At 52.0% G+C, this 26,538-nt stretch carries 23 protein-coding genes and 2 tRNA genes; 5 read left to right on the forward strand and 20 right to left on the reverse strand.

Annotation, left to right across the window (positions count from 1 at the left end; translation table 11 throughout):
- Positions 1–71: 71 nt before the first annotated feature.
- On the forward strand, positions 72–2,906 hold the full coding sequence (locus CYQ09_RS01695; RefSeq protein WP_106743727.1) for a UvrD-helicase domain-containing protein: 2,835 nt from the start codon (positions 72–74) through the stop codon (positions 2,904–2,906).
- 556 nt (positions 2,907–3,462) lie between these two features.
- Here the strand turns inward: CYQ09_RS01695 and CYQ09_RS01700 are convergent.
- The 11 genes from CYQ09_RS01700 to CYQ09_RS18390 all read right to left on the reverse strand — a co-directional run bounded on the left by CYQ09_RS01700 (position 3,463) and on the right by CYQ09_RS18390 (position 10,128).
- Positions 3,463–3,537: transfer RNA gene (locus tag CYQ09_RS01700), tRNA-Phe, on the reverse strand.
- 94 nt (positions 3,538–3,631) lie between these two features.
- The gene (locus CYQ09_RS01705; RefSeq protein ID WP_106743729.1) at positions 3,632–3,817 is read right to left on the reverse strand and encodes a DNA gyrase inhibitor YacG; all 186 of its coding nucleotides are present in this window, start codon (positions 3,815–3,817) and stop codon (positions 3,632–3,634) included.
- Positions 3,817–4,851, reverse strand: coding sequence for a ribonuclease E/G (locus CYQ09_RS01710; RefSeq protein ID WP_106743731.1), 1,035 nt, complete (start codon positions 4,849–4,851; stop codon positions 3,817–3,819). The genes CYQ09_RS01705 and CYQ09_RS01710 overlap by 1 nt, the downstream gene beginning before the upstream one ends.
- Positions 4,848–5,453, reverse strand: a complete 606-nt coding sequence (locus tag CYQ09_RS01715) for a Maf family protein (RefSeq protein ID WP_106743733.1) — start codon at positions 5,451–5,453, stop codon at positions 4,848–4,850. Before CYQ09_RS01715 ends, CYQ09_RS01710 begins: the two co-directional genes overlap by 4 nt.
- Positions 5,454–5,543: 90 nt before the next feature.
- Positions 5,544–5,762 (reverse strand): translation initiation factor IF-1, encoded by a 219-nt coding sequence (gene infA / locus CYQ09_RS01720; RefSeq protein WP_007205486.1) that lies wholly within the window; start codon positions 5,760–5,762, stop codon positions 5,544–5,546.
- A gap of 133 nt (positions 5,763–5,895) precedes the next feature.
- Positions 5,896–6,384: a low molecular weight phosphatase family protein gene (locus tag CYQ09_RS01725; protein WP_106744525.1), complete on the reverse strand. Its 489-nt coding sequence runs from the start codon at positions 6,382–6,384 to the stop codon at positions 5,896–5,898.
- A gap of 1 nt (position 6,385) precedes the next feature.
- Positions 6,386–6,865 (reverse strand): UPF0262 family protein, encoded by a 480-nt coding sequence (locus tag CYQ09_RS01730; protein ID WP_106743735.1) that lies wholly within the window; start codon positions 6,863–6,865, stop codon positions 6,386–6,388.
- On the reverse strand, positions 6,862–8,172 hold the full coding sequence (gene hisD / locus CYQ09_RS01735) for a histidinol dehydrogenase (protein ID WP_106743737.1): 1,311 nt from the start codon (positions 8,170–8,172) through the stop codon (positions 6,862–6,864). Before hisD ends, CYQ09_RS01730 begins: the two co-directional genes overlap by 4 nt.
- Positions 8,173–8,233: 61 nt before the next feature.
- Complete coding sequence (locus tag CYQ09_RS01740; protein WP_106743739.1) at positions 8,234–8,707, reverse strand: DUF2948 family protein; 474 nt, start codon at positions 8,705–8,707, stop codon at positions 8,234–8,236.
- Complete coding sequence (gene murA / locus CYQ09_RS01745; RefSeq protein WP_106743741.1) at positions 8,704–9,972, reverse strand: UDP-N-acetylglucosamine 1-carboxyvinyltransferase; 1,269 nt, start codon at positions 9,970–9,972, stop codon at positions 8,704–8,706. Before murA ends, CYQ09_RS01740 begins: the two co-directional genes overlap by 4 nt.
- A 6-nt stretch (positions 9,973–9,978) precedes the next feature.
- Entirely contained in the window at positions 9,979–10,128 is a 150-nt protein-coding gene (locus CYQ09_RS18390) for a hypothetical protein (RefSeq protein WP_204353891.1), read from the reverse strand.
- Positions 10,129–10,212: 84 nt separating this feature from the next.
- Here CYQ09_RS18390 and CYQ09_RS01755 point away from each other — a divergent pair.
- Positions 10,213–10,287 (forward strand) — tRNA-Thr (locus CYQ09_RS01755).
- Between the two features lie 122 nt (positions 10,288–10,409).
- On the opposite strand, the gene CYQ09_RS01760 is transcribed toward CYQ09_RS01755, so the two are convergent.
- The 8 genes from CYQ09_RS01760 to CYQ09_RS01795 form a co-directional block, all read right to left on the reverse strand.
- On the reverse strand, positions 10,410–11,132 hold the full coding sequence (locus tag CYQ09_RS01760; RefSeq protein WP_106743744.1) for a peptidoglycan-binding domain-containing protein: 723 nt from the start codon (positions 11,130–11,132) through the stop codon (positions 10,410–10,412).
- Positions 11,129–12,475 carry a DUF3131 domain-containing protein gene (locus CYQ09_RS01765; protein WP_106743746.1) on the reverse strand — a complete coding sequence of 449 codons (1,347 nt, stop codon included), beginning with the start codon at positions 12,473–12,475 and terminating at the stop codon, positions 11,129–11,131. The genes CYQ09_RS01760 and CYQ09_RS01765 overlap by 4 nt, the downstream gene beginning before the upstream one ends.
- A complete protein-coding gene (locus tag CYQ09_RS01770; RefSeq protein WP_106743748.1) occupies positions 12,472–14,298 on the reverse strand; it encodes a glycosyltransferase family 2 protein in 1,827 nt (608 codons plus the stop codon). The genes CYQ09_RS01765 and CYQ09_RS01770 overlap by 4 nt, the downstream gene beginning before the upstream one ends.
- A gap of 3 nt (positions 14,299–14,301) precedes the next feature.
- Positions 14,302–15,453, reverse strand: coding sequence for an acyltransferase (locus CYQ09_RS01775; RefSeq protein ID WP_106743750.1), 1,152 nt, complete (start codon positions 15,451–15,453; stop codon positions 14,302–14,304).
- Positions 15,450–17,141: a DUF3131 domain-containing protein gene (locus CYQ09_RS01780; RefSeq protein ID WP_239495831.1), complete on the reverse strand. Its 1,692-nt coding sequence runs from the start codon at positions 17,139–17,141 to the stop codon at positions 15,450–15,452. The genes CYQ09_RS01775 and CYQ09_RS01780 overlap by 4 nt, the downstream gene beginning before the upstream one ends.
- 94 nt (positions 17,142–17,235) lie before the next feature.
- Entirely contained in the window at positions 17,236–17,634 is a 399-nt protein-coding gene (locus CYQ09_RS01785) for an ATP-binding protein (RefSeq protein WP_106744526.1), read from the reverse strand.
- A 17-nt stretch (positions 17,635–17,651) separates the two neighbouring features.
- Positions 17,652–17,996 (reverse strand): STAS domain-containing protein, encoded by a 345-nt coding sequence (locus tag CYQ09_RS01790; protein ID WP_106743756.1) that lies wholly within the window; start codon positions 17,994–17,996, stop codon positions 17,652–17,654.
- Between the two features lie 4 nt (positions 17,997–18,000).
- Entirely contained in the window at positions 18,001–19,182 is a 1,182-nt protein-coding gene (locus tag CYQ09_RS01795; RefSeq protein ID WP_106743757.1) for a SpoIIE family protein phosphatase, read from the reverse strand.
- A 486-nt stretch (positions 19,183–19,668) separates the two neighbouring features.
- Between CYQ09_RS01795 and CYQ09_RS01800 the strand changes: the two genes are divergently transcribed.
- The 3 genes from CYQ09_RS01800 to CYQ09_RS01815 all read left to right on the forward strand — a co-directional run bounded on the left by CYQ09_RS01800 (position 19,669) and on the right by CYQ09_RS01815 (position 24,864).
- Positions 19,669–20,208 (forward strand): heme NO-binding domain-containing protein, encoded by a 540-nt coding sequence (locus CYQ09_RS01800; RefSeq protein WP_106743758.1) that lies wholly within the window; start codon positions 19,669–19,671, stop codon positions 20,206–20,208.
- 15 nt (positions 20,209–20,223) lie between these two features.
- Entirely contained in the window at positions 20,224–21,954 is a 1,731-nt protein-coding gene (locus tag CYQ09_RS01805) for an ATP-binding protein (protein ID WP_106743759.1), read from the forward strand.
- Positions 21,955–22,416: 462 nt separating this feature from the next.
- On the forward strand, positions 22,417–24,864 hold the full coding sequence (locus CYQ09_RS01815; protein WP_162617534.1) for a calcium-binding protein: 2,448 nt from the start codon (positions 22,417–22,419) through the stop codon (positions 24,862–24,864).
- 204 nt (positions 24,865–25,068) lie between these two features.
- Here the strand turns inward: CYQ09_RS01815 and CYQ09_RS01820 are convergent, their stop codons facing one another.
- The gene (locus tag CYQ09_RS01820; protein ID WP_106743762.1) at positions 25,069–26,439 is read right to left on the reverse strand and encodes a surface lipoprotein assembly modifier; all 1,371 of its coding nucleotides are present in this window, start codon (positions 26,437–26,439) and stop codon (positions 25,069–25,071) included.
- Positions 26,440–26,538 lie beyond the last annotated feature (99 nt).

Raw genomic sequence — 26,538 nt, forward strand, 5'->3', positions numbered from 1 at the left:
TATTGAACCGTTTACAGCCAAAACCGTTGGTGGGCTTCCTTCTTAACCCCTTTGGCAAGCATGCCAAAGTCATGAGGTATGATGGCAATGAGATTGTCATCCAAGCTAGCCGTGCGGCCACTGGCACGCTGAGAGAGCTTTCTTCGGCTCCAACAGTTGAGAGTAGGTTTTGCGGGGCTACACTAAGGCTCCAATTTGATGACGAACCTATTCATTTGCTCAAAGGAGCGCGGTTCAAAGATGCGGTAGACTTCTCGGATAGCATTCGCTCGGACTGGGAAGCGACCAACCAAGCCGAATTTGAAAACAGCCGAAGGGCCATCGATGCGTTACTCTTGGAAATTGAAGGGCTTTCGAACCCAGTAGCCTATCCGGCAGCCTGCGTGGTGGCTCCAATTCTGGAACGCGCTCGTGGTCTCGACCAGCGCCTTCTTTCAAAGCTACCACAGGAGGCTCTAGGGGACGTCCATCGAGATCAAATCAAAGAAACTCAGTCGTTTTTGCAACATGCCCAGCAGATTAGGCAGCAATCGATCTCAGCATTTGAGGAACGCCAACTGGTTGAGTGGTCAGAATTCTTTGAAACCTTTGAAAGCAATCCACTGACACCAGAACAGCGAAAATCAATCGTTTCGGATGAAGATGCAACACTGGTTTTGGCAGGCGCAGGCTCAGGAAAAACCAGCGTCATAACGGCCAAAGCTGGTTACCTGTTAAAGTCTGGTGCACGCAGACCAGAGGAAGTTCTGCTGTTGGCGTTTGCAAGTGCTGCCGCCAAAGAAATGAGTGAGCGGATTGAGGCAAAGTGCGGTGAGCCGTTGGAGGCCAGAACGTTTCATTCGTTGGCCTATGACATCATAGGAACAGTTGAGGGAAGCAAGCCAGCGCTGGCCGCACATGCTACCGACGACAAGGCGTATCTGGCCTTGATCCGAGATATTCTGAGGGCCTTGGTCAAGACGGCTTCAGAGGTGTCAAAGTCTATTGTTGGCTGGTTCTCCCACACCCGTTTGGAAGAAAAAAGCGAGTGGGATTTCAAGAAAAAGCACAGTTACTACACTTACATTGAAAAGCTCGACCTCCGCACCCTTCAAGGGGAGCAGGTCAAAAGCTTTGAAGAGTTGATGATTGCCAACTGGCTGTATGAGAACGGCATCGAGTACGAGTACGAACCTGATTACGAGCACAAGGTTTCCGAAGGCGGTTTCCGTGATTACTGCCCAGATTTTCGCTTAACAAAAAGCGGCACTTACATTGAGCACTTTGGGGTTCGCCGTACGGAATCGTCAGATGGAAGCTATCGCCTGACGACAGCTCCATTTGTTGATCGCGAAGAATATCTCGCGGGTATGGAATGGAAGCGCGGGGTTCACGCTGAACATGAAACGACTTTGATCGAGACGTTCAGCTATGAGCGTAAAGACGGTCAGCTGCTTGAGGCGCTTGCGGAGAAAATTGCGCCCTTTGAGACCATCAGTCCGAGGTCACCAGAAACGCTCTTTGACAGGGTGGTGGAGCTAAACCAAGCAGACAGTTTTGTGCAGCTTCTTGGAACCTTCTTGAAGCACTACAAAGGGGGTGGATACCACATCAACGAATGCGCCGAGAAGGGGCAGACCTTGAAACTTGGCAAACGTGCCAAGGCGTTCCTGTCAATCTTTGAGCCTGTCTATTTGGAGTACCAAAAACAGTTAAACGGACGGATCGATTTTGAAGATATGATCCTTCGGGCGACCAAGTATGCCGAGACGGGAGAGTATGCCAGCCCGTTCAAACACATCTTAGTGGATGAGTTTCAAGACATATCGCGCAGCCGAGGGCGCTTGGTCAAAGCTCTAAAAGCCCAACACAGTGATGCACGCATTTTCGCAGTTGGTGATGACTGGCAATCGATCTACCGATTTGCCGGGTCTGACATCAACCTCATGCGAAATTTCGGCGACGAGTTTGGGGGCGTCTTTGACGGGCAATCAGGAGTTCATCGCACTGTGGATCTGGGAAGGACTTTCCGTTCCGTCGATCAGATTGCACATGCTGCGAAGAGATTTGTGCTACAAAACCCGGCTCAGTTGAACAAGACAGTGATACCAGCAGGCACGTCAGATACGCCTGCGTTGCAGGTTGTCTCGACGATCAAAGCCGACGAGAAAAACAAGCTGGAGCAAGTGCTTCATTCATTGCAAGGGACGGCTCAACGAAAGCAGCCAGTCTCGGTTTTGTTGCTTGGCCGTTATCGACACTTAGCCCCATCCAATCTTGCGCAACTGCGTCGCGAGTTCTCTGATTTGGACATCTCGTTTCGCACGATCCATGCATCCAAAGGGCTGGAGGCTGATCACGTGGTGATCCTGAACATGTTTCGTGGCCGTACAGGCTTTCCGTCAGAAATTGTTGACGACCCACTCCTAAGCCTTGTTTCGCCGGAGGCTGAGCCATTTGAGAATGCCGAAGAACGCCGGGTTATGTACGTTGCGCTTACACGTGCCCGAAAATCCGTGACTCTCATGGGTTCAGCTTCAAAACAATCGGCTTTCATTACCGAGTTACTGGATGATCCTGAGTACGGGACAGCTGGCGCTGACGACCAAGTGGAATTCAATCATACCTGCGGCGAATGTGGTGGGCATTTGGTTCCTGTCCCGACCAAAGATGGCCGGACATGGTACAGGTGCGAACATGCCACGCTCTGCGGACATTCTTTGAATGCTTGTTCTTCCTGCGGTATTGGTCTGCCAGTTCGAAAAAAAAGCACAGGTTTGAGCAAGTGTTCTTGCGGCGCTGAATACCCGAGCTGTCCCAGTTGTGAAGACGGCTGGCTGGTCGAAAGGAAAGGGCGATACGGAGCGTTTCTTGGATGTGTCAGCTACCCACGCTGCAAAGGAAAGGCGAAGATTTCGAAGTCATAGCCGGGCCCAACTAGGGAGTAATGGCCAACCTCAGTTCCACAGCGCAACCTTTCGGAAAAATGCGCGCGATATCTGCGAAAATTCAAATCGGACCGATTACGCCTTGCCCTCCTCCTGGGCAATGCCAAGTCGGCTCTTCGCGACAATTCGTAGATGCTCACCTGCGCCATTCTGAACCTTTATTTAACACTGTCTGACCATCCGTTTCTCAAAATTCACTTTTCCCAAATCGCAGGGAACACATCTCAAATGGTTTTAGCAAAACCGTGAATGGCAATCACAACATCCTGAAACAGATGCACTTTCTGGATGCAGCAGGAACCACTCATTTCAAGACTAGCCGTATGCTGGCAATACTTCACTCACAAAATGCCACCCAAGGGCGAGTCCGACCAAACTGCAAGGATGTTCCAAATAGCGGTCATTCAAATGGAAATGATCTGACCAATCCATTTTGGCTCAGGCTGATGTCACCCATATGGCACCCAAGTCAAATGCGACAAGAACAGTCGCCACATCCACGGCGGGTTTTATTAATTTTTATCAGTGTGTTAAATGGTGCCCGGGGGCGGAATCGAACCACCGACACGAGGATTTTCAATCCACTGCTCTACCCCTGAGCTACCCGGGCACGGGTTGGATATGCTTGCTGCATCCCCTTGGGTAGCGGCGTTTTAGACGCGGGGGCGGGGGGTGTCCAGAGGGAAGTTGGGTTAATTTCGTACTTAGTGCGGTTTCTTTTCTTCGGCGGCACGAAGTTCGTTTTCCAACTCTTCTGCATCGTCGGGATTGGCGGCTGGAATTGCGTAGCTTCCGCTAAACCATTTGGCCAGATCGATGTCTGCACACCGCTTGGAACAAAAGGGTCTAAATGCTGTCTTAGTTGGTTTTTTGCAGATCGGACAGGCCATTAGAGGTTCGCAAAGAGTTGTTTGGGGAACGGCGCGCGTTCGCGTTTTCGCTGTAGTTCAAACAGACCCATCGGGGTCCAGCCGACGAGCGAGGTTTCGATTGGGTCGTTCTTAAATGCGGCACGTAGCGATTGCTCAAGCTGTTTACGGTGCGCCTTGGACATCGAAACGAAATCTACGCTGACTTGTCCGGCAAGTCCGCGCAGCCGTAGGGCGCGGGGCAGGGCGCGGGCGGCGGCAAGGTTGGCCTTGAGAGCGGCCGCTGGCGATGTGTCATTGCCGGTGTTGACGTCAACGGCGACGAGGGCGCGGGTTGGTTCGACGTACATCGTGCCTTCACCCAATGGCACCAAAGCACCTTCAAGCGCGGCTAGCTGATCGAGCACGCCGTGAGTTTCAAAACTGCCTGTGTCGGTCACGACGTTTGCCACGCTGGACCATTCGCGCCATGCGATCGTGTGCGGGCCGTCGCCTTCGGTCAGTGCCTCGGGGGTGGTGCCTTCGGCGTCATCAAGGACTGCGTCTGCAAGCGATAGCATGGCAACGATGTCTTCGGCGATTTCAGCCTCATCCGCGCCTTCGCATGATGACCGCAGGATTAAGCCATGTTCGCTGTCAAAGACTTCATGCGCGATGGCCAATATGTTGTCGCGTGTGTCTTCGTCTGTGATTTGACGCGAGATGTTCAGGCCGGGCTTGCCCGGGGTGACAATCGCGTAGCGGCTTTTGAAAAGTACGCGGTCAGTCACTGGAATTGCTTTGCCGCCTTCGCTGTATCCGGTCACTTGGATCAGCAGCGGTTGGCCGGGACGCAGGCCTTTGCCCGCGCGTAAAAATGCGGTTTCGCCGTCAGGTAGGCGCAACATCATCCCGCCTTGGCCCTTGATAGGGCGGTCACAGATGCCACGGAAAATTGCGCCGGGCCGCGGGGCGTCAATGTCGTCGATCAGCAGATCGTCGAGCTTGCCATCGACCAGATATGCGGCGACTTCGATATCGCCAATGTGGTCAAGAATGATTGAGCGACCCTTCATGTGTCACCTTTATAAAGTGGGAAACCTGCTGCGGTCAAAAGTCCGGCGGTCTCTGTTAACGGTAGGCCGACGATCCCAGTGTACGATCCATTGATCCACGGGATGAATGCGCCTGCTGGGCCTTGGATGGCGTATCCGCCTGCTTTGCCTTGCCAGTCGCCGCTTGCAAGGTAGGCGTTCACTTCGGCATCTGAGAGCTGCTTCATCGCGACGGTGCTTTGGACGTCTTTTTGCCAAATCTGATCACCGCGTTTGACGGCGACCGATGTGATCACCTTATGCCGCCTGCCAGAGAGTGCATATAAAAATGCGGCAGCTTCGCCCGTATCGCTGGGTTTCCCCATGATACGCCGGCCCAATGCGACGGTGGTATCTGCGCAAAGCACGATCTCGCCTTCGCCCGCAACAACGGCAGCAGCCTTTTCAGCAGCGATCCGGTTTACGTAATCGCGCGGCAGTTCAGCTTTGTAAGGGTCTTCGTCAATGTCGGGTGGGCGAATCGCGATGGGCGTTACGCCGAGCTGCGCTAACAGTTCAAGCCGCCGTGGCGAGCCAGATCCGAGGACAAGCTGAAGGTCTTGGAGAGGGGGGAGCGTCGTCATTGGGTTGCCGTTTCGCTGTTGCTAAGCAGCGGCCGCGTTTCGCCCAAAGGCAAAACGCCGACCCGCAGTGGGCGAAACATGCGTTTCGCCTTATTTAAAGCGATAATTGATCCGACCTTTGGTCAGATCGTAGGGTGTCATCTCGACTTGGACTTTGTCGCCAGCCAGAACCCGGATGCGGTTTTTGCGCATCTTGCCTGCCGTATGCGCGATGATCTCATGGCCGTTTTCCAGCTCGACCCGAAACGTCGCGTTTGGCAGAAGTTCTTTTACGACACCGGGGAATTCGAGCAGTTCTTCCTTGGCCATGTGATCTCCTGTGTTTCACATCCGCCCAAAGATTGGCGGACGGCGTCTAGATGCGCCCGAAACCGTCAGTTTTCAAGGCCTAATCAGCGTAACCTCGCGGATGTGGCGGTTTTGATGTCGAATTTTAACCGATTTAGGCTTTCTGGGTGGCTTTGACCTTGCCCGGCCCCCAGCGCGCGATCAATCGGTCCCTGATTTGGTCACGTGCTTGACGATACATGTTCAATTGCGCTTCGCGATTGTTACCAATGCCCGTCGGGTCGAGAATTGGCCAATATTCCACATCAAGGTGATAAAACTGCGTTAAATCCAGCGCCCGACGTTGGCTTGCTGGTGATAGCGCAAGAACAAGGTCAAAAGACGAAAGGTCATCCCCCCATTCTTCCATTTCGTCGAACGTCCGGGATCGATGACGGGATAGTTCCACCCCGATTTCGGCGCAAACTGCGATTGAAAACCCGTCGATTTCAAGGTCGTTTTTTACGCCAACTGATTGGATGTAACAGTCTTTGCCGTAAAGGCTTTTCATGATTCCTTCGGCCATGGGGGACCGCACGGAATTATAGTCGCAGCAAAATAACACTGACTGCGGTAGAGGCTCGAATTTGTCGCCGTCCACCAATTCAGCCACCAAAATGAAGAACGCAAATAAGGGTGAATAGACGGCGCGCGGTGTCGGTGTCGACGTCGGCTTTGCCTTCTAGGCGCTCTTGCAGGACGCGGGCGCCCTCATTGTGAATGCCGCGCCGCGCCATATCGATGGTTTCGATCTGACTGGGGGGCAATGTTTTGACCGCGTCGAAATAGCTTTCGCAGATTTGAAAATAATCTTTGACGACTTGGCGAAACGGACCAAGCGAAAGGTGGAATTCACCTGCCGGGCTTTCGTCGTCGGTTTGGATATCAAACACAAGACGACGTTCGCGAATAGATAGGCCAAGCCGATACGGCCCCGGCGGCACTTCGCGGCCTTCGCGAACGGGCAGGTCAAAGCTGTTATCTTCGAGCAGGTCAAACATCGCGACTTTGCGCTCTTGTTCGATCTCGGGCGTGGGCGCGGGCAGGCCGCTATCATCGATTGTGATGTGGCTGATTTTGCTCATGGTTCACCTGCATTCAGACGATCCAAGCGCGCGCGAACAGATAGCCCGTGCGCCTCTAGGCTCTCGGATTTGGCAAGCCGTTCTGCGGCTGGGCCAATTGCGGCCAACGCTTCTGGGGTCATGCGTGATAAGGTCGTGCGTTTGATGAAATCCATGACGGATAATCCACTTGAGAAACGAGCAGAACGTGCCGTGGGCAGAACGTGGTTCGGTCCCCCAATGTAGTCACCAATCGCTTCGGGTGTCCAACCCCCGATAAAGATCGCGCCAGCGTGCGTCACCTGATCGGCCAATTTTTCAGCATCTGCTGTACATAGCTCTAGGTGTTCGGGCGCGATGCGATCAGACAGGGCGACGGCTTCGTCCATGTTCGCCACAGTGATCACCGCACCAAAATCACGCCAACTGGCACCCGCGATTTCGCGGCGTTCCAGCGTTTCTAACCGCTTTTCAACTGCAGCTACCACGGCCTGACCGAAATCAGCGTCGTCTGTAATCAACAGCGATTGTGCACTTTCGTCGTGCTCTGCTTGGCTTAGTAGGTCGAGCGCGATCCAGTCGGGGTCGTTGTCTTTGTCGGCAATGACCACGATTTCGGATGGGCCAGCGATCATGTCGATGCCGACCTTACCAAAGACACGGCGTTTGGCGGCTGCAACAAAGGCGTTGCCGGGTCCCGTGATTTTATCAACAGGCGCAATTGAGTCGGTGCCATAAGCCAGCGCAGCAACGGCCTGCGCTCCGCCGATGCGATAGATTTCGTCAACGCCAGCGATCTTTGCGGCCATCAGAACCAAAGGGTTGGTTACACCGTCCGGTGTTGGCACGACGATAGCCAAACGACCAACGCCAGCAACTTTTGCCGGGATCGCGTTCATCAAGACAGATGACGGGTAAGATGCCAAACCGCCCGGCACATATAGCCCTGCAGCTGAAACGGGGGTCCAGCGCCAACCCAAGGTCGCGCCCGCGTCGTCGGTCCACATATCATCTGCGGGCATCTGGCGGGCGTGATACGCGCCAATCCGTTCGGCAGCTAATTCAAGCGCTGCGCGGTCCTCATTGCTGACCTTGGCGCATTCTGCTTCGATCTCGGTTGCTGAAAACCGCATTGTTTCAGGTGTAAGTTCCAAACGGTCAAATTTGGCCGTCAGTTCCAGCACCGCCGCATCGCCACGCGCGCGCACGTCAGCGATGATATCTGCCACAATATGATCGACATCTGGGCTGTCTTCGCGCTTTGCGCCCAACAGGGCGATAAAGCGGTTCTCGAAATCGGCATCAGATGTGTTTAGAAACTGTGGCATGGGGCACTCCTTCAGCGCAGGACATAGCCGCCCGTGCGGCGCGCATCAATGCGCCATTCTATCACTCTGGGTGTGTTGGGGCCTTACCCGACGGCGCGACATAGGGGCGGGTCACATCGCGCAAGATAACCTCAAGCGCTTCGACCTCGAACGCGATGGCGCCATCGCCCGCGAGCGTTAGCTCAATACGACCTGCACCGTCTTTGCCGGGGGTAAAGCTGATGGACAACAGTGAAAACACCATCTCGGGGTCGGATTTGTCGACGCCTTGGCTTTGCACACGCATCACATCTTCGAAAGCAAGAACCGCTTGGACCCGTTCGTGGCCGTGGCGTACTGAATTTTCAGCGTCCTCCCAACGGTAACGGTTCAGCAGCAAGGCAAAGCGACGCGCCTTGCGATCCCAGCGCATTTCAGACGCGGGGAATACGGCATCTTGCACCAGTGCAGCGATCACTGTCAGGTCGTCGGCATCCAGTGCTTTCAGGCGTAGCGGGGCCTCTTTGCCATCTTCGAAACGTGCGTCTTCGGTCATGATTCAGATACCCGTTCAATTTGTGCGCCAATCGCGCCTAGTTTTTCTTCAACATGTTCGTAACCGCGATCAAGGTGATAAACGCGGCTGACGACGGTTTCGCCTTCGGCGGCAAGACCCGCCAGAATCAGTGAAACAGAGGCGCGCAAATCGGTCGCCATCACGCGGGCACCTTTCAGACGTTCAACACCGTTCACAGTGGCTGTGCCGCCGTGGACTTCGATGTTTGCACCCATGCGGATCAGTTCCGGGGCGTGCATAAAGCGGTTTTCAAAGATTTTCTCTTCCAGAACAGAGGTCCCTTCGGCGGTACACAGCATCGCCATCATCTGCGCCTGAAGGTCAGTTGGGAAGCCGGGGAACACTTCGGTCGTGACATCAACGGCATTCGCACGATCGCCACGGCGTTTCACCTTTAGCCCATCAGGGGTTTCGGTCACATCAACGCCAGCAGCGTCCAGTTTTTCAACAAATGAGGTCACCAAATCCATCCGACCACCAAGGCATTCCACCTCACCACCTGCAAAGACAGGGGCCAGCATATATGTGCCCAGCTCAATCCGGTCAGTCACAACAGGGTGGGTTGCCGCGCCAAGGCTGTCGACACCTTGGATGGTGATCGTGCTCGTGCCTTCGCCTTCGATCTGCGCGCCCATGCGACGCAAACAATGCGCAAGGTCAACGATTTCGGGTTCGCGGGCTGCGTTTTCAATGACGGTCGTGCCTTTGGCCAATGTCGCCGCCATCAATACGTTTTCGGTCGCGCCGACGGATGCAAAGCGAAGCGGAACGCGCGCACCTTTCAGGCCGCCTTTGGCTTTGGCATGCAGATAGCCGTCTTTCAATTCAATCTCTGCGCCCATCGCCTCGAGGGCGGTGACGTGGATATCCATTGGGCGTGCGCCAATCGCACAGCCGCCGGGGAGCGACACAACAGCCTGATGATGACGGGCGAGCAGGGGGCCAAGAACAAGGTTCGAGGCACGCATTTTACGCACGATTTCATAATCGGCAGTCGTTGATGTCATGTCATGAGATGACAGAACCTGCACTTTGCCACCTTGCATGGATGTGACTTCAACACCCAAAGACTGCAAAAGAGCGGTCATTGTCTTGATGTCCGACAGGCGTGGCGCGTTGGTCAGCGTCAGCGGTTCCTCTGATAGCAGGGTCGCAGGCATCAGCGTCAGCGCGGCATTCTTTGCCCCTGCGATCTGGATTTTTCCGTTCAGGGGTTTGCCGCCTTTGACAACAATCGAATCCATGCCTGCCTACTCTTTCTCTTTTTTATCGTTACCCGCAGCGCGAGCACGGGCCTGCGCCTTGCGCTTGGCCATATTTGCCTTGAGCGCCGCCTTTAGCCGATCTTCGCGGCTTGTGGCAGTCTTGCCCTTACTACTCTTGGTTTGTTTGTCGCTCATGACAGCCCTGTTAGCAATATGTGCAAAAAGCGTCCAGTCAGGGCTTGCACCATCGCGCATTTGCGTCTAATTCCCGGCTCAGATGCTGTGGTAGCTCAGTGGTAGAGCGCGTCATTGGTAATGACGAGGTCGGGAGTTCAATTCTCCCTCGCAGCACCATCACAAATCATGGAAATTGTTATCTTAGCGTCCAGACCTTCGCATGTGTCCGTGGCGGCGGGTCGTACAAGTTAACTGTAATTCATATCGATGAATGGGTTTTGCCCTGCTTTTGGCGCGAACTAATTCATTGTAGCACAGATTTGTTGGTCTAAAACTGTGACTGCTACTTCTACGTCCCAGTCAACGGCATCTTCTCCGAGCGCGTCTCTGATCGCCTCGCGTGTCAATGGCCCCATAATATTGTCTAGCGGGCCGGGGGGAATGCCTGCGCGGTCTAGTAATCGTTGCAAAGTGAGGATCGGTGGCCCATCCGGCAACAGGGCGAGGCCACAGGGCGGCGGAACTTCTTGGAATGTTTCTTCTTGTGCGTCTGAAGTCGTTTCTGAAGTTTCGATGTTCTCGACTAATGGCAAAACTTCTACGGTGGGTGTAACCACGTCTTCCGGTCCTAAGATGTCCTCTTCGGTCAAGGTGTCACCCAATAGGCATCGCCCAAGGGTGGCTGCGATATCTTGGGCGGTATCGGATGGGTTACCAATATTGGAATACGCGCATTCACCGATTGTACTGTCACAGACAAAATTAATACGCCATTCCGACGCTCGCTTGCTTTCGGCCAAAATACCGTCCCCGGTGGGATAAAGCCAGTAAACGTAATCGCCTATCCGTCCTTCTTGCCAGACCCCAGGCGCACGCGCAGAGGGCACGTCCGCATGACGCCATTCGACGTTGGTCGCGCCAGGCAGCGGTTTGTCAAAGGTCGAAAGGACACAGGGTGCGGCCAGCGTAGATGTTGCAATAACAGTGCAGGACACCGCAGCAATTGTAGCAATCAGCTTCACTTTTCTACCATTAAAAGTGGGCCGTTTGCTCGAAACGCCAAAGACGCGAGCACAACGGCGTTTGTGTTTGTCGTGAATGACGCGTTGGTTGAGCCGTCAATTTCATAGATACCTTCTGGCCAGCCGCGTTCGGGGTCCGCCACTGGTGCAATCGCCGCCATGAGTTCGCGCGTATAATCGGTGCCAAACAAAGCGTCCCAAGCGAAAGCAATCTTGGTGCTTGTCGTGCGCTTACTATCAAGTCGTTCACCCTGAAACGTAAGCACCGCCCAAGGTGCGCCACCGCCCCATACGGTAGAATAGATAAAATAGGGTGCCTCGTCGATATGGCTTTCGCTGACTGCCGTCAGAACGCCGGTATCGCGATACCGGTTTTCTTGGGCTTGGTAGATCGCAGTTGCAAATCGCGCAGACCGCGCATCAAACCCGAACTCAAGACCATCAAAAACATATGGTTCACTCACGGTGAATGCAGGCGTTACGTTGCGATGCAGGCGTGTATCCACTGGGATGGGCTGACCATAAACTTCTTTTGTCATCAGGTGGTCTTCGGCATTATAGGACCGGTACATATTATAACCGAGCGTCATCATTGCCTTAGCAGCATACTGTTCATAACCGACGCGCCCTTCTTGATCTTCGCGCAGCCCATTTTCGGAAATGTTACCGCCGAACAACTGACCGTCGTTCACCATGCGTGACAAATCCCAATGTGCGATTACTTTCGATATACTCGGCGCGAGATCCGGATGATGATGTTCGACAACGGCAAGCGTCGCGACGATACGGGCGACATCCAATGCCGACCAGCCAAGCCCTTCTTCCGAGGGTTGGTTTGCGTAGTCTACTAATTCCCCTGTTGATACGTTGTAAGCTTTATTCGGCAATATTTCACCGTAAAGCCGCTGTTCAGACAGCGTGTTTAGCGCCAAATCAATCCGTGACGTGGCTTCGTCAGGTGAAATCAAGCCCAGCAGCTCAGCCGAAATGACTGCAATGAAATATGACCCCGTTTCCCACATGGTAGTGGATGGGTATTTATCCGCTGAATTGACTAACCCCGTGCTCGGGTTTGTGTTGTTCTCAAAATACCGCCATGCGATCGTCGCGTAGGCGATATCTTCTTCAGAACTGGTGCCAGTGATTGCCAGTGGGAGGGGGGTAATCGCATCAAATGCATCCATCGGGTCATTGGGTGTTTCGACCACTAGTGGATCCCCGTTCTTAATCTCTTCGGTTTTGGCATTTGTTTCGAGTTTGGTAACCAGTAGCAACCCGAAACCGAGCGCGGCCAAGAAAACGAGATGGCTTCTCGCATTAATAAGGTTTTGTTGGAAGCTCATTCATCAATGTCCTTTGTATCTGTGGGCGGCTGCCACATCGCAGCGGCGACTATGCCGGCCATCGCAAAGCAGTTGTTCAGCCCCCAAGCGATGTTCGCAACGACGCCAGAGGCGGTATGAGGGGTTCCACCAATCACCAAGGCGCCGATCCCCCACACGGCTGCAACACCAGTCATCACAATAATGCCAAGCTGCGGTTTTACGAGACTAAGGAAGCGGCCTGACTGTCGATCCTTAGGAGTGACTGGAAACGATATCTTTTCACCACGTAGCACCGCCCATATGGCCCGTAACCCAAGCGGAAAAAACGATAGATAGCTCGCTTTTGCAGAGTACCCAGATATACCCCAAGATCCTACCATCATCGCCAGTTCTAGCGTTACTAAAAATGGAATGAGATGGAGGAAAAATTCGTTAGAGTAGGCCGCAACAGGTGAAATGCCGGTCAGAAGATAGAGGGCAGGCGCAACCAAAAAGATTACGTTCCAGATTGGTGCCAAATAGGAATAAAAGGTCGTTCCGTACATCAAGCGCTGTGGAAAGGTGAGGCCGCGCCGAAAAATAGGGTTGTCGTTCACAAGTATATCCAAGCTCCCACCAGCATATTTATACCGTTGAATGGTCCAGGTCAGCAGGTCCTGTGGCGATAGCATTTTACTTTCGACAATCGGATGCATCATGGATTTCCAACCGCGTTCACGGTCTGAATGCAAAACAATTGATGTGTATATGTCTTCGGAAACGTGGAACCGATAAGGTGTAAGAACTTCGGTCGTTGCAGCTTGTGTACGGATCGCCTGCATGAGTTCTGGATCTACGGTGCGTTCCTTACTGGAAACTGTAAATTCTTCTTCAACGGCGAACGTGCGTTTTTCAACATTCGCACCGAAACTGCGTAATGCTGCCTCCATAACGGCTTCGCGTCGGTGGATGGAGCCGGCGCCACAGCAAAAGGACGCGTTTACCCAGTTCCGCCGTCTTAGGATAACATCATAGAACATCTTGGGGTCATTCACGAATGGGTCGTTTCCGACTTGGACTGGCCCGATAACCTTTTCAACGAAATGTGCGACTTTGGCGCCTCTCGGTCCAAATCTTCGTTCCCAATTTTTGTGGAGCCGTTCACCTTCGGGAAGGTCGTAGAACCATTGCGGGGTTTGCACCCACGCCATCTTTGGATCGCGAAAATACCCAAGTGTATGTTCTAAAATGGTCGGGAATGGGCGCGTATCCGCGTCGCAAATCACAAGGAAATCGCCCGAGGTTCGCTCCATCGCATTACGCAGATTGCCCGCTTTAAACCCTTCGTTTGTTGTGCGCGAAATATAGTTCACATCTTCTTCGTCGCATACGGCGCGCATTTCTGGGCGGCGGCCGTCATCCAGAATGTGAATTCGGACATCGATCGGATGAGGGTAGGCGATGTTCTTAGCGTCATGAATACCCAAGCGTACCAATTCCGGTTCTTCGTTGTATGTCGCGAACATCACGTCGACGGATATAAGTCGTTCACCGTCTGGATGGTTAGGGTACACGTCAGCCAAGGCCGCAGGGGCAGGTTCAAGTTTGGTTGGCTGATCTTTCCACAAGTTGAAGACAAACAGAACCATGCCGAAAAATGCACAGGTTTCTGCAAATACCAGTGGGATAGCAAACCACATCGCATCAGGGTTCAGTGAATGAGTCCAGCGCCACCAAATGTACCACCCGCCGACCACCAGCGCGACAACAGCTAAAAATTGCCAAATGCTTTCTCTGACTGCCGAATAGGGGAGCGGTTCTGGCGGGCGGCGCTGTTCAAACTTTAGAAAGTAATCATCCATCGTTTATGTGCCCGCCTTCGCAGATTTGTTCTTTTGGCTCCACGGCGTTGGACCAAGCCCAACCGTCCACGCAAGCAGTTTGACCCGCGAAATACCAACAGCGAGCAGTAGGGACCCGGGAAGAACCAAAATATAACGCATAATAACAATCACCCAAGGTTCGATCGCGCCCGACATGCCCGATTTGAACAGGGCAACGTCAAATAAGTCGATGACCAGCGGGTGAACGAGATAAACGCCAAAAGTGAATTGCGCGAGCTTAGACCAGGTTGGTGACCAAACCAGATACTGCCCCCCAATAAACAGTGAGAACATAAACAGCGGCATGAGGAAATGACCGTAAAAATCCCATCCTGTGCGGACTCCCCACTGGCCAGTTTCGATGGCGTGGCCATAGAATGGGATCGTTGCTAGATAAGCCATAACAGCGAAATAAATGCCCCCACGACGGATGAGCCGCGATTCACCACGTGGGATGCCGTCCTTCCACAACCCAAACAAGGCAAAGGCAGCAAGGCCATACCCGACATAGCCCCATATTTTGACGCCCCGAACAAGATAGTCACGCAGTACAGGATCAATATCTATACTCCACAGGTAGGCATGTACGCTGTTCATTGCGCCAAGTGTCGCGAATACGGCCAAACCAAGAATTGGGAAACGCGTCCCAAGCCGCATCACAGGGTAAAACAGGAACAGCGCGAATAAGGTTGGTAAAAAGTGCATGTGGTATTGGGACTTTCCCAATACGAAATACCCAACCCAGCTTTGCCAGTGGCCTAACTGTTCCCAGATGTAAGGCGAGTACCCAAACGCGCTTGCCTTTAGTAAACGAAAGAACGCATAAAATATGACCCAAAATGCGAATGGGATGAGGAGGCGTTGCGCTTGTTGATGAATTGCGGTGCCGTATTTTGGCATGTATTTGTCGACGCGCATTGCCATCAAAAACAGCGAAAACAGGAAGAACATTTCTGATCCCGAAAATTCGCCGATTGACCGTAGGAACACTGGAAATACCCGTTCGCCGGATGTCGCGCTAGCAAACGGCTGGCCCGAAAAGTCCGTGGACGAATGGATTAGCACGACGCCAAGCGCTGCAAATACGCGGTTTGCGTCAAACCAAACTAATCTTGACTTGGCGGCTTGGCTCATGGGTTGGCCTCAGGGATTGGGCAGCTTTGCGGCAATACAGGTTGCGCAGTTGGGGCCGGCAGGTTGTGTTCCTCGGGCGCGCAGTCTGTCGCGGCGACACCTTCTGCGGTAATCACTGGACGGCAGTATTTGAATTCCTCGATTGGGATGACTGGAGGGATCGTCGTGGGGTTCGCACAGGCACAGCACGGCACTTCGACGACCATATTATTGGGGTGGCATTTGTTTTCTCGAATGTCAGTGCCAGAAAACGACGTATCCCACACTTGGGTGTTATTGTTCGTTGCTTGCAAGATTGGCCCCTGAACCTTGTAGAGCAGGGCCGCAAGAATAACGCCGTTATTGTTTGCAGTTTGAAGCGGAATAAATCCATTTCCGTTTTCGTACAGGCCTTCATAAAAACCGCGGTCGGGCAACGATAAATCAGCTACGGATTCGAAGAGAAGATCAGTGTATTCGGTTTCCCAAAGCGCCCAAAGACCAATGGCTGCTTTGGCTGCCACTGCGGAACGGTCCGGTGAATAATCCCCGCCCGGCGCGAGGGTGTTCCAAGCGTATCCGTCTGCAAAGATTGAGTCATAAACAAAGTAGGGGCTACCTTCGACTTGGTGTTCGGATCGGGCAGTAACGATCCCTGTTTGTTCAAACCGACGCTGCTGAACCAAATAAATCCGGTTTGCAAATTCGGCACGCCATCCATTACTGGCGACAAGTCCATCGTTCTCTCGGTCACGCGGCAAGTCCCACCCCATCTCTAACCCATCCAAGATGTAGCCTTCGGTCAGAACATAGTTTTGGTTTTTAAAAATTCTGGGATCACGCCCATCGTAGGGAACGTCAACACCATAGATATTAACGTACTCTAAAGGCTGTGGGGCTTGAGCGCGTTGAGTGTCAAATCCCCATAATGCAAAACCCTTTGCTGCGTATTCTTCATAGCCTAGACGGCCTTCTTGTACGTAACGTGTTGCGCCTTCTTCGCGCACAAGTGATCCGAACATCCGGCCGTCATTTTCGGGTATAATATTGCAAAAGTTCCAGCGCATGGGGACGCTATCCACGCTGTTTGCCAAGTAGGGGTTTCGTTCCTTAAGGATTTTCAACCAGACCAGCATACGCCCTAAATCCAAGGCCGAGACGCCGACTTCTCCCGGTTCGTTGGCATAGTTAACTTTTGCGCCGGTTTGGGTTTGATAAACTTTGTTAGGTGCCTCGCCGCGGAACAGATCAAGGTTGCGCAGCGTTTGCAGCAGTTTTGTCGCACGTTCATCAAATTCACGTTTGTCGATCACGCAAAGCTCATGGGCGGCGACCAATGCGCTAATGTACGATGCGGTATCCCACATCGTCGTCGATGGGTAACTTCCCACGGCGTTTACAAGGCCGGTTTCCGGTTGGTAGCGTTCAACAAAATACGACCAAGCTGTTTGTGCCATCGCATATTCACGCGGGGTCAGTGCCCCATTGCGCCCAAAGTGAGGGGTCGCGTTAAGTGAACGCGCATTTTGGCAGGTGGGTCCAGTTGCCGCTGCCGCCTCTGATAGTGATAATCTAAGCGGTGAATCGGACGTAATTGTTACGCTGTTGTATCTGGTGCCATCAACAAGAATGTCGTCAATTGTAACGGCCAGTGGTTCATCTGGTGTGTCTTCTTGTGCCAATGATGCTGTGGGCAACGATAGTGCCATGACGGCAGTCCCAACAGTTAAGATAGTTTTTGTGATGTCTCTTAATTGCATGTTGAAACTCCGCGGTTCAGTGAAACTGGAAAATAAGCTCTGATCATTCATGGACCCCATTTTCGAACGTGAGTGATAGCCGGTTTTGATTATCCCAAGGGCCGTATTGGACATCGTTTGCGCATTGCAAAATGAGCGCCAAGCCACGACCGCTTTCGGCCATTTCATCAATATCTGACATGTCAGGCGCATGTTCCCGAATATCAAAATACGTTGCGCCAACAGGATCGAAGATGTCGACGATTACCTTGTCGTTTTTTAAGGTTAGCGTAATTTGAACTGGCGCGTTAACGTCGGACGTTTTCGCATGTTTGACCACGTTAGTGAGCGCTTCTATTACGCAGATGTCAAAACGAAACAGTGCGTCGTCTTCGAGCAACCCCTCAATAGCATCCTTCAATGACAGCACCGTTTTATCAACGCTGTCAATGCTGTTGGGCATACTGAAGGCCGTTTGTGTCATAGGCGCTCGCTCATGGATTGAACGGCTATTTCGGCATTTGGGTAAGACGTGAACACGCGATCCATTCGCGAGATACGGAACATCTGCTCTATGCTGGCACCCAAGCTGCACACTGTCAGCTCGCCGCGGCTACCCACCTTTTTTAAGATGCCAACCAAGACGCCTAAACCTGACGAATCCAAAAAGCTAACGTCTTTGAAATCAATAACAAGTTGATACGCGCCTTGCTCAATCAAGGTTGAAACTTCGTCCTTGAATTCGCGCGCGTTTACAGCAGTCAAACGTTCAACCCCGGGCCTGATAACCGTGATTTCGTCGTTGTGTCGTGTGGTATGTATCATGCGGTTATATCCTCTCTATAGCCACAACAGTTAAATCATCCTCTAACGGTTCTCCGCTGCGCCAATTGTTGAGCGCATCAATAACTTGGTCAGGGATATTCGCGGGCCCTATTTGGGGGGCGGTCGCAGCGACGCTCTGGAGCCGATCTTCGCCGAATGGAATGTTGGCGTGGTTTTCAGCCTCGATCGCCGCATCTGAACACAGGATCAATGATGCGCCGGGATCGAACGTAAGCGAATGGTTTTCATAATCAGCAAAGGCAAGCATACCGACAGGGAACCCACCATCACCGATCGCTTGTATCTGGCCATTTGAGGTCACGTAGTACGGAGATGGATGACCTGCCTGACAATAATCAAAATGGCCGTTCTCTTTGTCGATAATTCCGCAAAACATCGTGAAATATTCATCACTATCAAAACCACAAAATCGCTGATTTAGGTCTGTAACAAGTGCGGCAGGGGCAATTGTCGTATCTGAAAGAATTGCTTTGGTTCCAAAGAATTCAGGGGTGATTAGATGGCCGATTGCAACAGAGAGCAGCGAGGCCTGAACCCCGTGACCAGACACGTCGACCATATAAAAACCAAGCTTAGTGTCGCTTAAGGGGAAACAGCCAAACATATCGCCGGAAACAAATGAGGATGGAACGAAGGCTGATGAGACGCGAAACCCCATAATGTCATCATGTATTTCAGGTAACAGCCTGCGCTGGGCAATGGCGGCTGAACGTAGATCTTTCTGAATGCGATCATTCGATTCTTTAAGAATACGGTTCCTTTCGGCCAGTTCTTTTTCATGGTGAATAAGGCGCGTAGCTGCCCGCAATCTTGCGGTCAGCATTGCGATATTCATCCCCTTCGGCATGAAGTCGTCAACGCCTGATTCAAGCGCTTTGCTACGTATGTCGTTTTCGTCCTGCCCGGTAAGCATAATCACGTGTACGTAGCGGTCCAACGAGAGCTTTCGAATTTCAACCGTTAATTCGATTCCGTTTAGGTTGGGCATGTTAAGATCGCTGATCAGTATCTGGGCGTCAGATTCGCAAATCAACTTTAACGCTTGCAAGCCGTCTTCGGCAGGAATGGTTTCATAACCCAGTTTATTGATCAGCATGCACATATATGCGCGCTGCACCCCGTGATCTTCAGCGACGATCACTTTTAGTTTTGGTGCGTTCAACATCCGAACACCTTTTGAAGATGCGTTGCGGATGGCTGTCTGACGTTGGCTATCGGGGGAATTGTTTTACGGCAACATTTGTATCGGGAACTATCATTCCGATTAGATAAAGGCGGCAAATTCGTGCCGCTAACTAACTGAGAATGAAATATCTCCGACATTAGCTCCAACATTGTACTCGTGGTTACATTACTACTAATGGGCGAATCCACTTATGTGAAGGTACTTTGTAGAATTAACATAATGCAATGATATTTCTTTGTAATTAAGGGATAAGTGAATATCTTGTGGGTATTGATCTACACCTTTAGGGGTGGTGACTATCCGTTTGGGTCTTTGCTGTTAAATGTGAAGAATGTATAACGATAAAGCAAAATGTCGTGATCATCGTGATACCTGAGAACGGATTGTGGCTATTCGGCCTGAGTTTTGCCCCGCGTCAGCAGGTCAATTTAGGCAGCAATAATATATGTTAGGAAGGGATCGCGCATGAAGGGTACAGTATTTGTCGAGCTTCTAAAAATGGCCGAAGGCGCATTTGGAGAAGACGTCGTAGACGATGTTCTTGATAAGGCAGACCTGGAAAATGGTGGGGCATTTACGACTGTAGGAAACTACCCATGTTCTGATTTGGTGAAAATCGTAGAAGCTTTTAGTGACCACTCTGGATTGAGCGCGGAAGTTCTTCAGCGCAAATTTGGCGCGTGGATGATGGATCATTTCGGAGAGAACTACCCCGATTTTTTCAAGGATAAGTCGAACTCTTTTGCTATGCTTGAAGCCGTGGATGGTGAAATACACGTTGAAGTGCGCAAGCTATATCCCGATGCCGAGTTGCCAAAATTTGTGACAGAGCGGAAGTCGGACACACATCTAGAAATGACTTACTCTTCGCCGCGTCCACTGGCGGCGTTTTGTCATGGGCTGATTGAGGCATGTGTGGAAAGGTTTGATGAAACTGCTGAAATTGATCGTGGCCCGACGCGCCCCGCGGATAACAGCACAACATTCCAGATCAAAATAGAATAGTATCAGGTTAAAAGTATGTCGAGTGAAACAGATGATCGCGTATCGCGACGGCGATATGAACGTGAGCAACGTGCTCGCGAAGAAGCTGAAGCCCTTCTTGAGCAAAAAAGCCGTGAACTGTTTCTAGCCAATAAACAATTGAGCGAGTATTCTACAACATTAGAGGGGGCTGTTCTGGATAGGACAGCTAAGCTGCGCAGCGCCTTAGAAAAAGCCGAGGCCGCATCGACGATGCGGTCAAGGTTTGTTGCAACAATGAGCCATGAGATACGAACGCCTTTGGGTGGCTTGCTTGGCATGATTGACCTGCTTGCCACGGATGAAACTGATGCCTCCAAGCTCGAACTTCTGAAGTATGCAAAGACGTCAGGCGAGGCGCTGAACCGGATCGTGAACGACGTACTTGATTTTTCAAAAATGGATGCTGGTGTTTTTGTTTTCGAAGAAGAAAGTGTTGATCTGCGTGCGCTTGTCGAAAGCGTGATTGCACTCGCACGTACTAATCGCAAATGTGAAGACCGTTCGATATTTGCAAAAGTGGATAGCACCGTACCCAAACTGTTTTTCGGGGATGCGACGCGGATCCGACAGATCATTTCTAACTTTGTAAGTAACGCGTTGCGTTATTCCGTCGAGGGTCCAATCATCGTGCGTGCCAAGGCGACCCCTGATCCGAAGGGAGTGTTGCTTAGGGTTGAGGTCGAAGACTTTGGGATTGGTATAGAGCCTGATCAAATCGGCAATTTGTTTAAAGACTTCTCGCAAATTTCGACATCGCTCACAGCGGCTGCGCAAGGGACTGGACTTGGGCTGGCTATTAGCAAGCGCATCGTCGAGGGGTGCGGAGGTCAGATTGGTGTTGATAGTACGCCAGCAGTAGGTTCGACATTTTGGTTTGAGCTTCCGGTAGAGGTATTGGCCGCACCGCAAGCTTTAGAACTGGACGCGCAAACGGACGCTCAGGATAGCAGTGGCGTGTCGCTTGTTGGAAAACGGGTCCTGCTCGCAGAGGATAACGTGATCAATCAAAAGCTGCTGCTCACTTATCTCAAGCGGATGGAGGTTGACGCGGACTTGGCCGAAAACGGACGGGTTGCCTTGGAAAAATTCGAGCCTGGAAAATACGATCTGGTTCTTATGGACGTCGCAATGCCCGAGATCGATGGGCTAGATGCAATTCGTCAAATTCGCACGAAATGGACTGAAGATGTCTTGCCTCCGATTTTGATCCTGACGGCTCATGTAATGGACGCGATTCAGGATGAAGCCGCATCGGTGGGTGTCGAGACCGTCCTCAGCAAGCCGATCCCTTATGATGAGCTGAAGTTAGCGATGCAATCGGCCGTTGGTGCAATGAAAAACGATGTGCCTGTGCCCCCGGAGCCACCCGTTATTCCAAAGAACGAAAGTCCTGACGTGTTTGCGTTAATGTCTGCAGACGCGGTCCAGCAGCTACTCGAAACGTTTTCGCCTGAGGATTTAACAGATTTGGTAAAACGCTATGTCATTGATGCCCAGTCAATTGTTGCGGATATGCGGGTGCTTTATGAAAATAATTCGCATAAACAGCTGAGTGCACAGGCCCATTCTTTGAAGGGGTCGTCGCTTTTGCTTGGTTTTTCACGTATCGCAGAGCTTGCGGGAGAAGTCGAAATGCGAGCCGAGCATATTGATGCTACTATGATGGCGGATATGACCGACGAAATTTCGAATATTTTGGTCAATTTGATGGGCAAATGCGATTAATACTTTGATCTATTAGGCGTTTGGGCAGGCCGAATTCGGTATTTTAGCTGCCACCGCAGCAACGCCTGCGGAACTTGCTTGCCTGTTCAGAAGCACAATAGATTGCGTGGGTCTGCTTACAAAACCTAGTGGAATGCCTATCATCGCCCGCCGCGAATTTTCTCTTCGTTCAACAATGCAGCGAAGTTTTGGCGCTTTTATTCCGTTTTCTGCGCAATCGGTTGGTCGAACCTATCCCTTTGATACCGGCCCAATCCCATTCCGCAGGGTTTTGATCCCTTTGGTGGCGAGACAGGCGGCTTTGCGTTTGGGTAAAACATATCTCAAGCGCCAGGCGTTATATTTCGCAAGCTAACTTAGTCCGCGGCGCAACGAAATTGAAAGAATTGAAACCTAATTCAGAGCGCCCACCGCAAGTCTTTGCCAGATGCCCTGAACTTTGAAATCGAGATCGGAAATAGAATGCCTAACGCGATTGTAAACGGAATTTATGGCTTTGTCGGAACAACTCAGAATGACACGATGGCCGATGGATATAAGTCTGTCGACGGGACTGTTTTGTCGGCAAGCTCTGATGAGGTTGTAAAAGTGAACGGGCGCGACGGAAGCGACAGCATCGTCACAGGTCACGGTAATAATCTCGCCGCCGGAGATATGGTGGGCAATGAATGGGTCTATGTTGACGGTCGTTGGGTATATATCCCCAGCGCACTTGTCTTGAGCGACTTTGGACTGAACAGATCATATGACGACGTCATCATTACAGGCGCTGGAAACGATGTTCTTCTGGGAAATGGCGGTGATGACAGCCTGTATGCAGGTGCTGGTAACGACATCCTGAATGCTGGGCGTGGCAACGACAAAGCCTTCGGCGGCAACGGTAACGACATCATCAATCTTGAAGATGGCAACGACTATACAGAAGCAGGGCTGGGCGACGATATCGTCAACGCCGGCGATGGCGACGATGTTATCTACGGTGACGTTAAAGGGAGTAACTTGCTGGCGGAAAACGGGAATAAGGCAACGACATTTGCCGAGATGGCACAGTCTAGCGCTTGGACCATGGTTGACTCGTTTGGATCCTCTGCGATTTCACAGTCAATGGAAACCGAGGCAGGCGAAAGCTATACGATCTCATTTGATCTTGCCGCGAACTTGGCTGGCGGACACGCAACTGGCATCGTCGAAGTCATCTGGAACGGAGAGGTTATCGATACTGTAGAGGCTACTTCCGGCGCATATCAAACCTTTGAAATTGATGTTGTTAGCAATGGCAACGAAGGCGAACTTCGTTTTCGTGCAGTAGAGCCAGAAGACACCACAACATATAACTTTGACGGTCCTATTGTGTCATACGACAAAGAAATGTCGATTGGTGGCGCAGATGTTGCGGTCAAAGGGTTCGCCGCTGGTCAGGCCAAACTGTATCAGGTCATTGACGGCCACCTGAAGGTCTTTGACGTCCAAGCCAAAGAATACGTCGATGTTGGCAGCGCGCCAGGCTTTAAAATCAATTCTGTTGGCTTCAATGTTGAGGACGATCTTATTTACGGCGTAGCAAAGTCAGCAGGCGTCGATTCACTTGGCAACGCAGTGAAAAGCACTGATATCGTGATGATTGATGCGGCAGGCGCGACGTATCGCATCGGCGACGGTTTCTATGGTGACTATGTTGGTGACTTTGATGACAACGGAAATCTTTGGACGTTCCATTCCGCTTTGAACCGGGTCAGCGTTGTTGATGTTGATCAAATGGATGCAAACGGCAACCCAATCATTACCCACTTTAAGTTTCCGCCTGACATGTTCACTGATCGTACATATGATTTGGCTTACAATGCAGAGGACGGCAATTTTTACGCTGTCGTTTCACCTTCTAGCAACGGTGCGGCAGGCAAGGTTGTAAAGATTGATCTAAGCAAAGTAGCAGATGGCGGCGTGCCGACATTTTCTGAAATTGCAATTACAGGAACACTGTATGGCGATCAAATGGAAGCCGGTATGGCAAAAGGCGCTTACGGAGCCGTGTTCTTGGACGGTGACGGCAATCTGTATTACGGCCTGAACAATGGCGATCACGACCTTGACGCATCGACAGGTACCAAGGGTGCAATCTTTAAGGTCAACGTCGATTGGGAAGCAGGTCAAGCCTATTCCGAATTTATGTCCGAAGCGCCCGCCACAGGTTCAAATGACGGTGCGGTTGACCCGCGGTCCACGGATGCATTTTCACAAGTGGATGCGGACGCTGCTGTGTTGATCCGTGAACCTTCATTGACGCATGTTGACGGTGGCAACGACATTCTTCGCGGCGGAGCAGGGAATGATGAGATACATGGCAACGAAGGTAACGACGACCTAAACGGCGGTACAGGTGATGATGTATTGCATGGCGACCAAGGCAACGACAAAGTTGCTGGCGGCAGCGGTAATGACACAATGTTTGGCGGTACAGGCGACGATAAAATGCGCGGCCAAAGCGGCGACGACACCATGAACGGCAATGATGGTGCAGACTATCTTGATGGTGGTTCAGGAAATGACCAACTGTCAGGTAACGCAGGTGTAGACAAGATTGTAGGCGGTGCTGGCGCAGACACAATCGAGGGGGGCGCTGGCAATGATCACCTATGGGGTGGGAACTGGGCTGGCGACGACACGTCAGATACTTTTGTATTCGCGGCGGGTTCTGGTAAAGACTACGTGCATGATTTCGAAGTAGATCATGACCTTATTGATCTGTCCGCTTTTGACGTGGATATGGAAGACGTCCAAGCTGCTACAAAAGATATTGGCTGGTGCACGATTATCGATCTTCAGCAATTGCCGGGCGGATGCGATGATGATCGTATTGTTCTTAAATCAGTGGATGCGGTAGATCTTAGCTATGATAGCTTCATCTTCTAAGTTTGAACTGTTTTAACCCTGCAGGGGTAAAGTGTTCTTTTTGCGCGAAGTGCCAATTTTAATTGGTGCTTCGCGTGTCATATACGCGATCGCGTGACTGGCATAATCATATAGTTGGCTGGAATGGATTTGCTACAGTCTAGTATGCCCACGAGTGTTGTAATCAGTTCTCAACGCTGGCTCTTTCACGCAGTGACGTCGTGACTAAAACACCGACTTTAGTGTAATCCCAACTGACATGCTATCGCGGGTGTACCGGCTGACGTTACTTTCAGACAGGCTGCGATTCAGGCTGAGGCCGGGCGTGAAGCCAGCGTAAGTTGCGTCAGGAAAACCAACGTTGATGTTATAAAATAGCGTATCATCGGTGCGCCCACCGGTTACCGGATATAGAAGTCGGTAGTCAGGGTAATCCGTGCGCGTGTACCCCGCACCAACAGAAATGGTTACGGGGCCAATCGGATCTTTCCAGTTGTATCCTCCCTGAATAGTCATCGTATTCGAAGTGTAGTTTACACTGTCGCCCACGCTATCGGTCGCACTAATAGATGCGTGCCAGCTGTCCCCGCTGCTTAGCGCGTGGATATATGACATGCTGAGGGTGTTACGCTGCACCTCACCGATAGCTTCCTCAAGATAGCTGAGCTGTTCTGTTCGCGCTGCCAACGCAACCTTAGATCGATCTGAAAGTGGCGTTTGGTAGCTAAGCCCAAAGCGGAGGATGTCGTATTTTTGAAACTCGACATCTTGATCGCCTGTCGTGGCTTCACGATAATCTGAAACGCCCACCGACGCATTTAAACCAAAATTTCCATGCGGTAGGGCGCGATCATAGCGTAGGCTTAATTCCGCGGCATTGGTGTCGAACGCATCGTCTGGAATGTCGATGTCATCTGTAAGCCGAACGCGGGCACCGCTGTACTTTAGGCCAACGGTGGTACGACTGGTTTTGTTTTCATGAAGGCGGTACCGGGTGCGAAGGCTAAACGACGCGCGTATTCCTGAAAGCGCGCGGGCGTCATCCGACAGCGTGCCAGTGGGGTTTCCGGGCGCAGTAAGGGTCGTGCCTTCTGCACCACCGTTGACATTGTCTGACGGAACTACCGAAAATCCAAAATGTGTCGACCACGGGTTGCGCCGTTTAATTATCCGGGCGTCGGCGAGGGTCTGTGCATATTCTGCGTCGTTTGGGGCAACGGTTAACGCACGGCGGAGCCAGAGTGTTGAAAGTGTGAACCGTTCTTCTTTGGCAGCGGCCAGCGCGGTCAGCCGGGCGGCTTCGTATTTCTGGGGGGCTGTCTGGGATAACCGCCAGGCGCGGGCGCCAGCGGTACGACCCTCGGTCGGGTTTTCGGACTGCGTAGCGGTGGCCGCAAGAATAAGCAACGCCGTGCGATCATCCGGATCTTGGGCCAACAATTGGCGAGCGATTTCTTGCGCAAGCTGAACATCACCAGCGCGCACCGCGTGGGCCGCGATAGCGCGGGCTTGGTCCACCTGAATATCGACCGTTGATTGCGCCAAGGCGGGTTGCGCCATCAGGCATGTAATCAAGGCTATAGCGCGTGTGTGCATCGGGGATGTCTCTGAACAGTCGATTTTTGGGCACACTGCCATAGGTAGATCGGCGCAACCAGCAACATCTTGGGTGCCTGCGGCTGGCAGACACTCTAT

Source organism: Yoonia maritima (assembly GCF_002933395.1).
Lineage (GTDB): Bacteria > Pseudomonadota > Alphaproteobacteria > Rhodobacterales > Rhodobacteraceae > Yoonia > Yoonia maritima_A.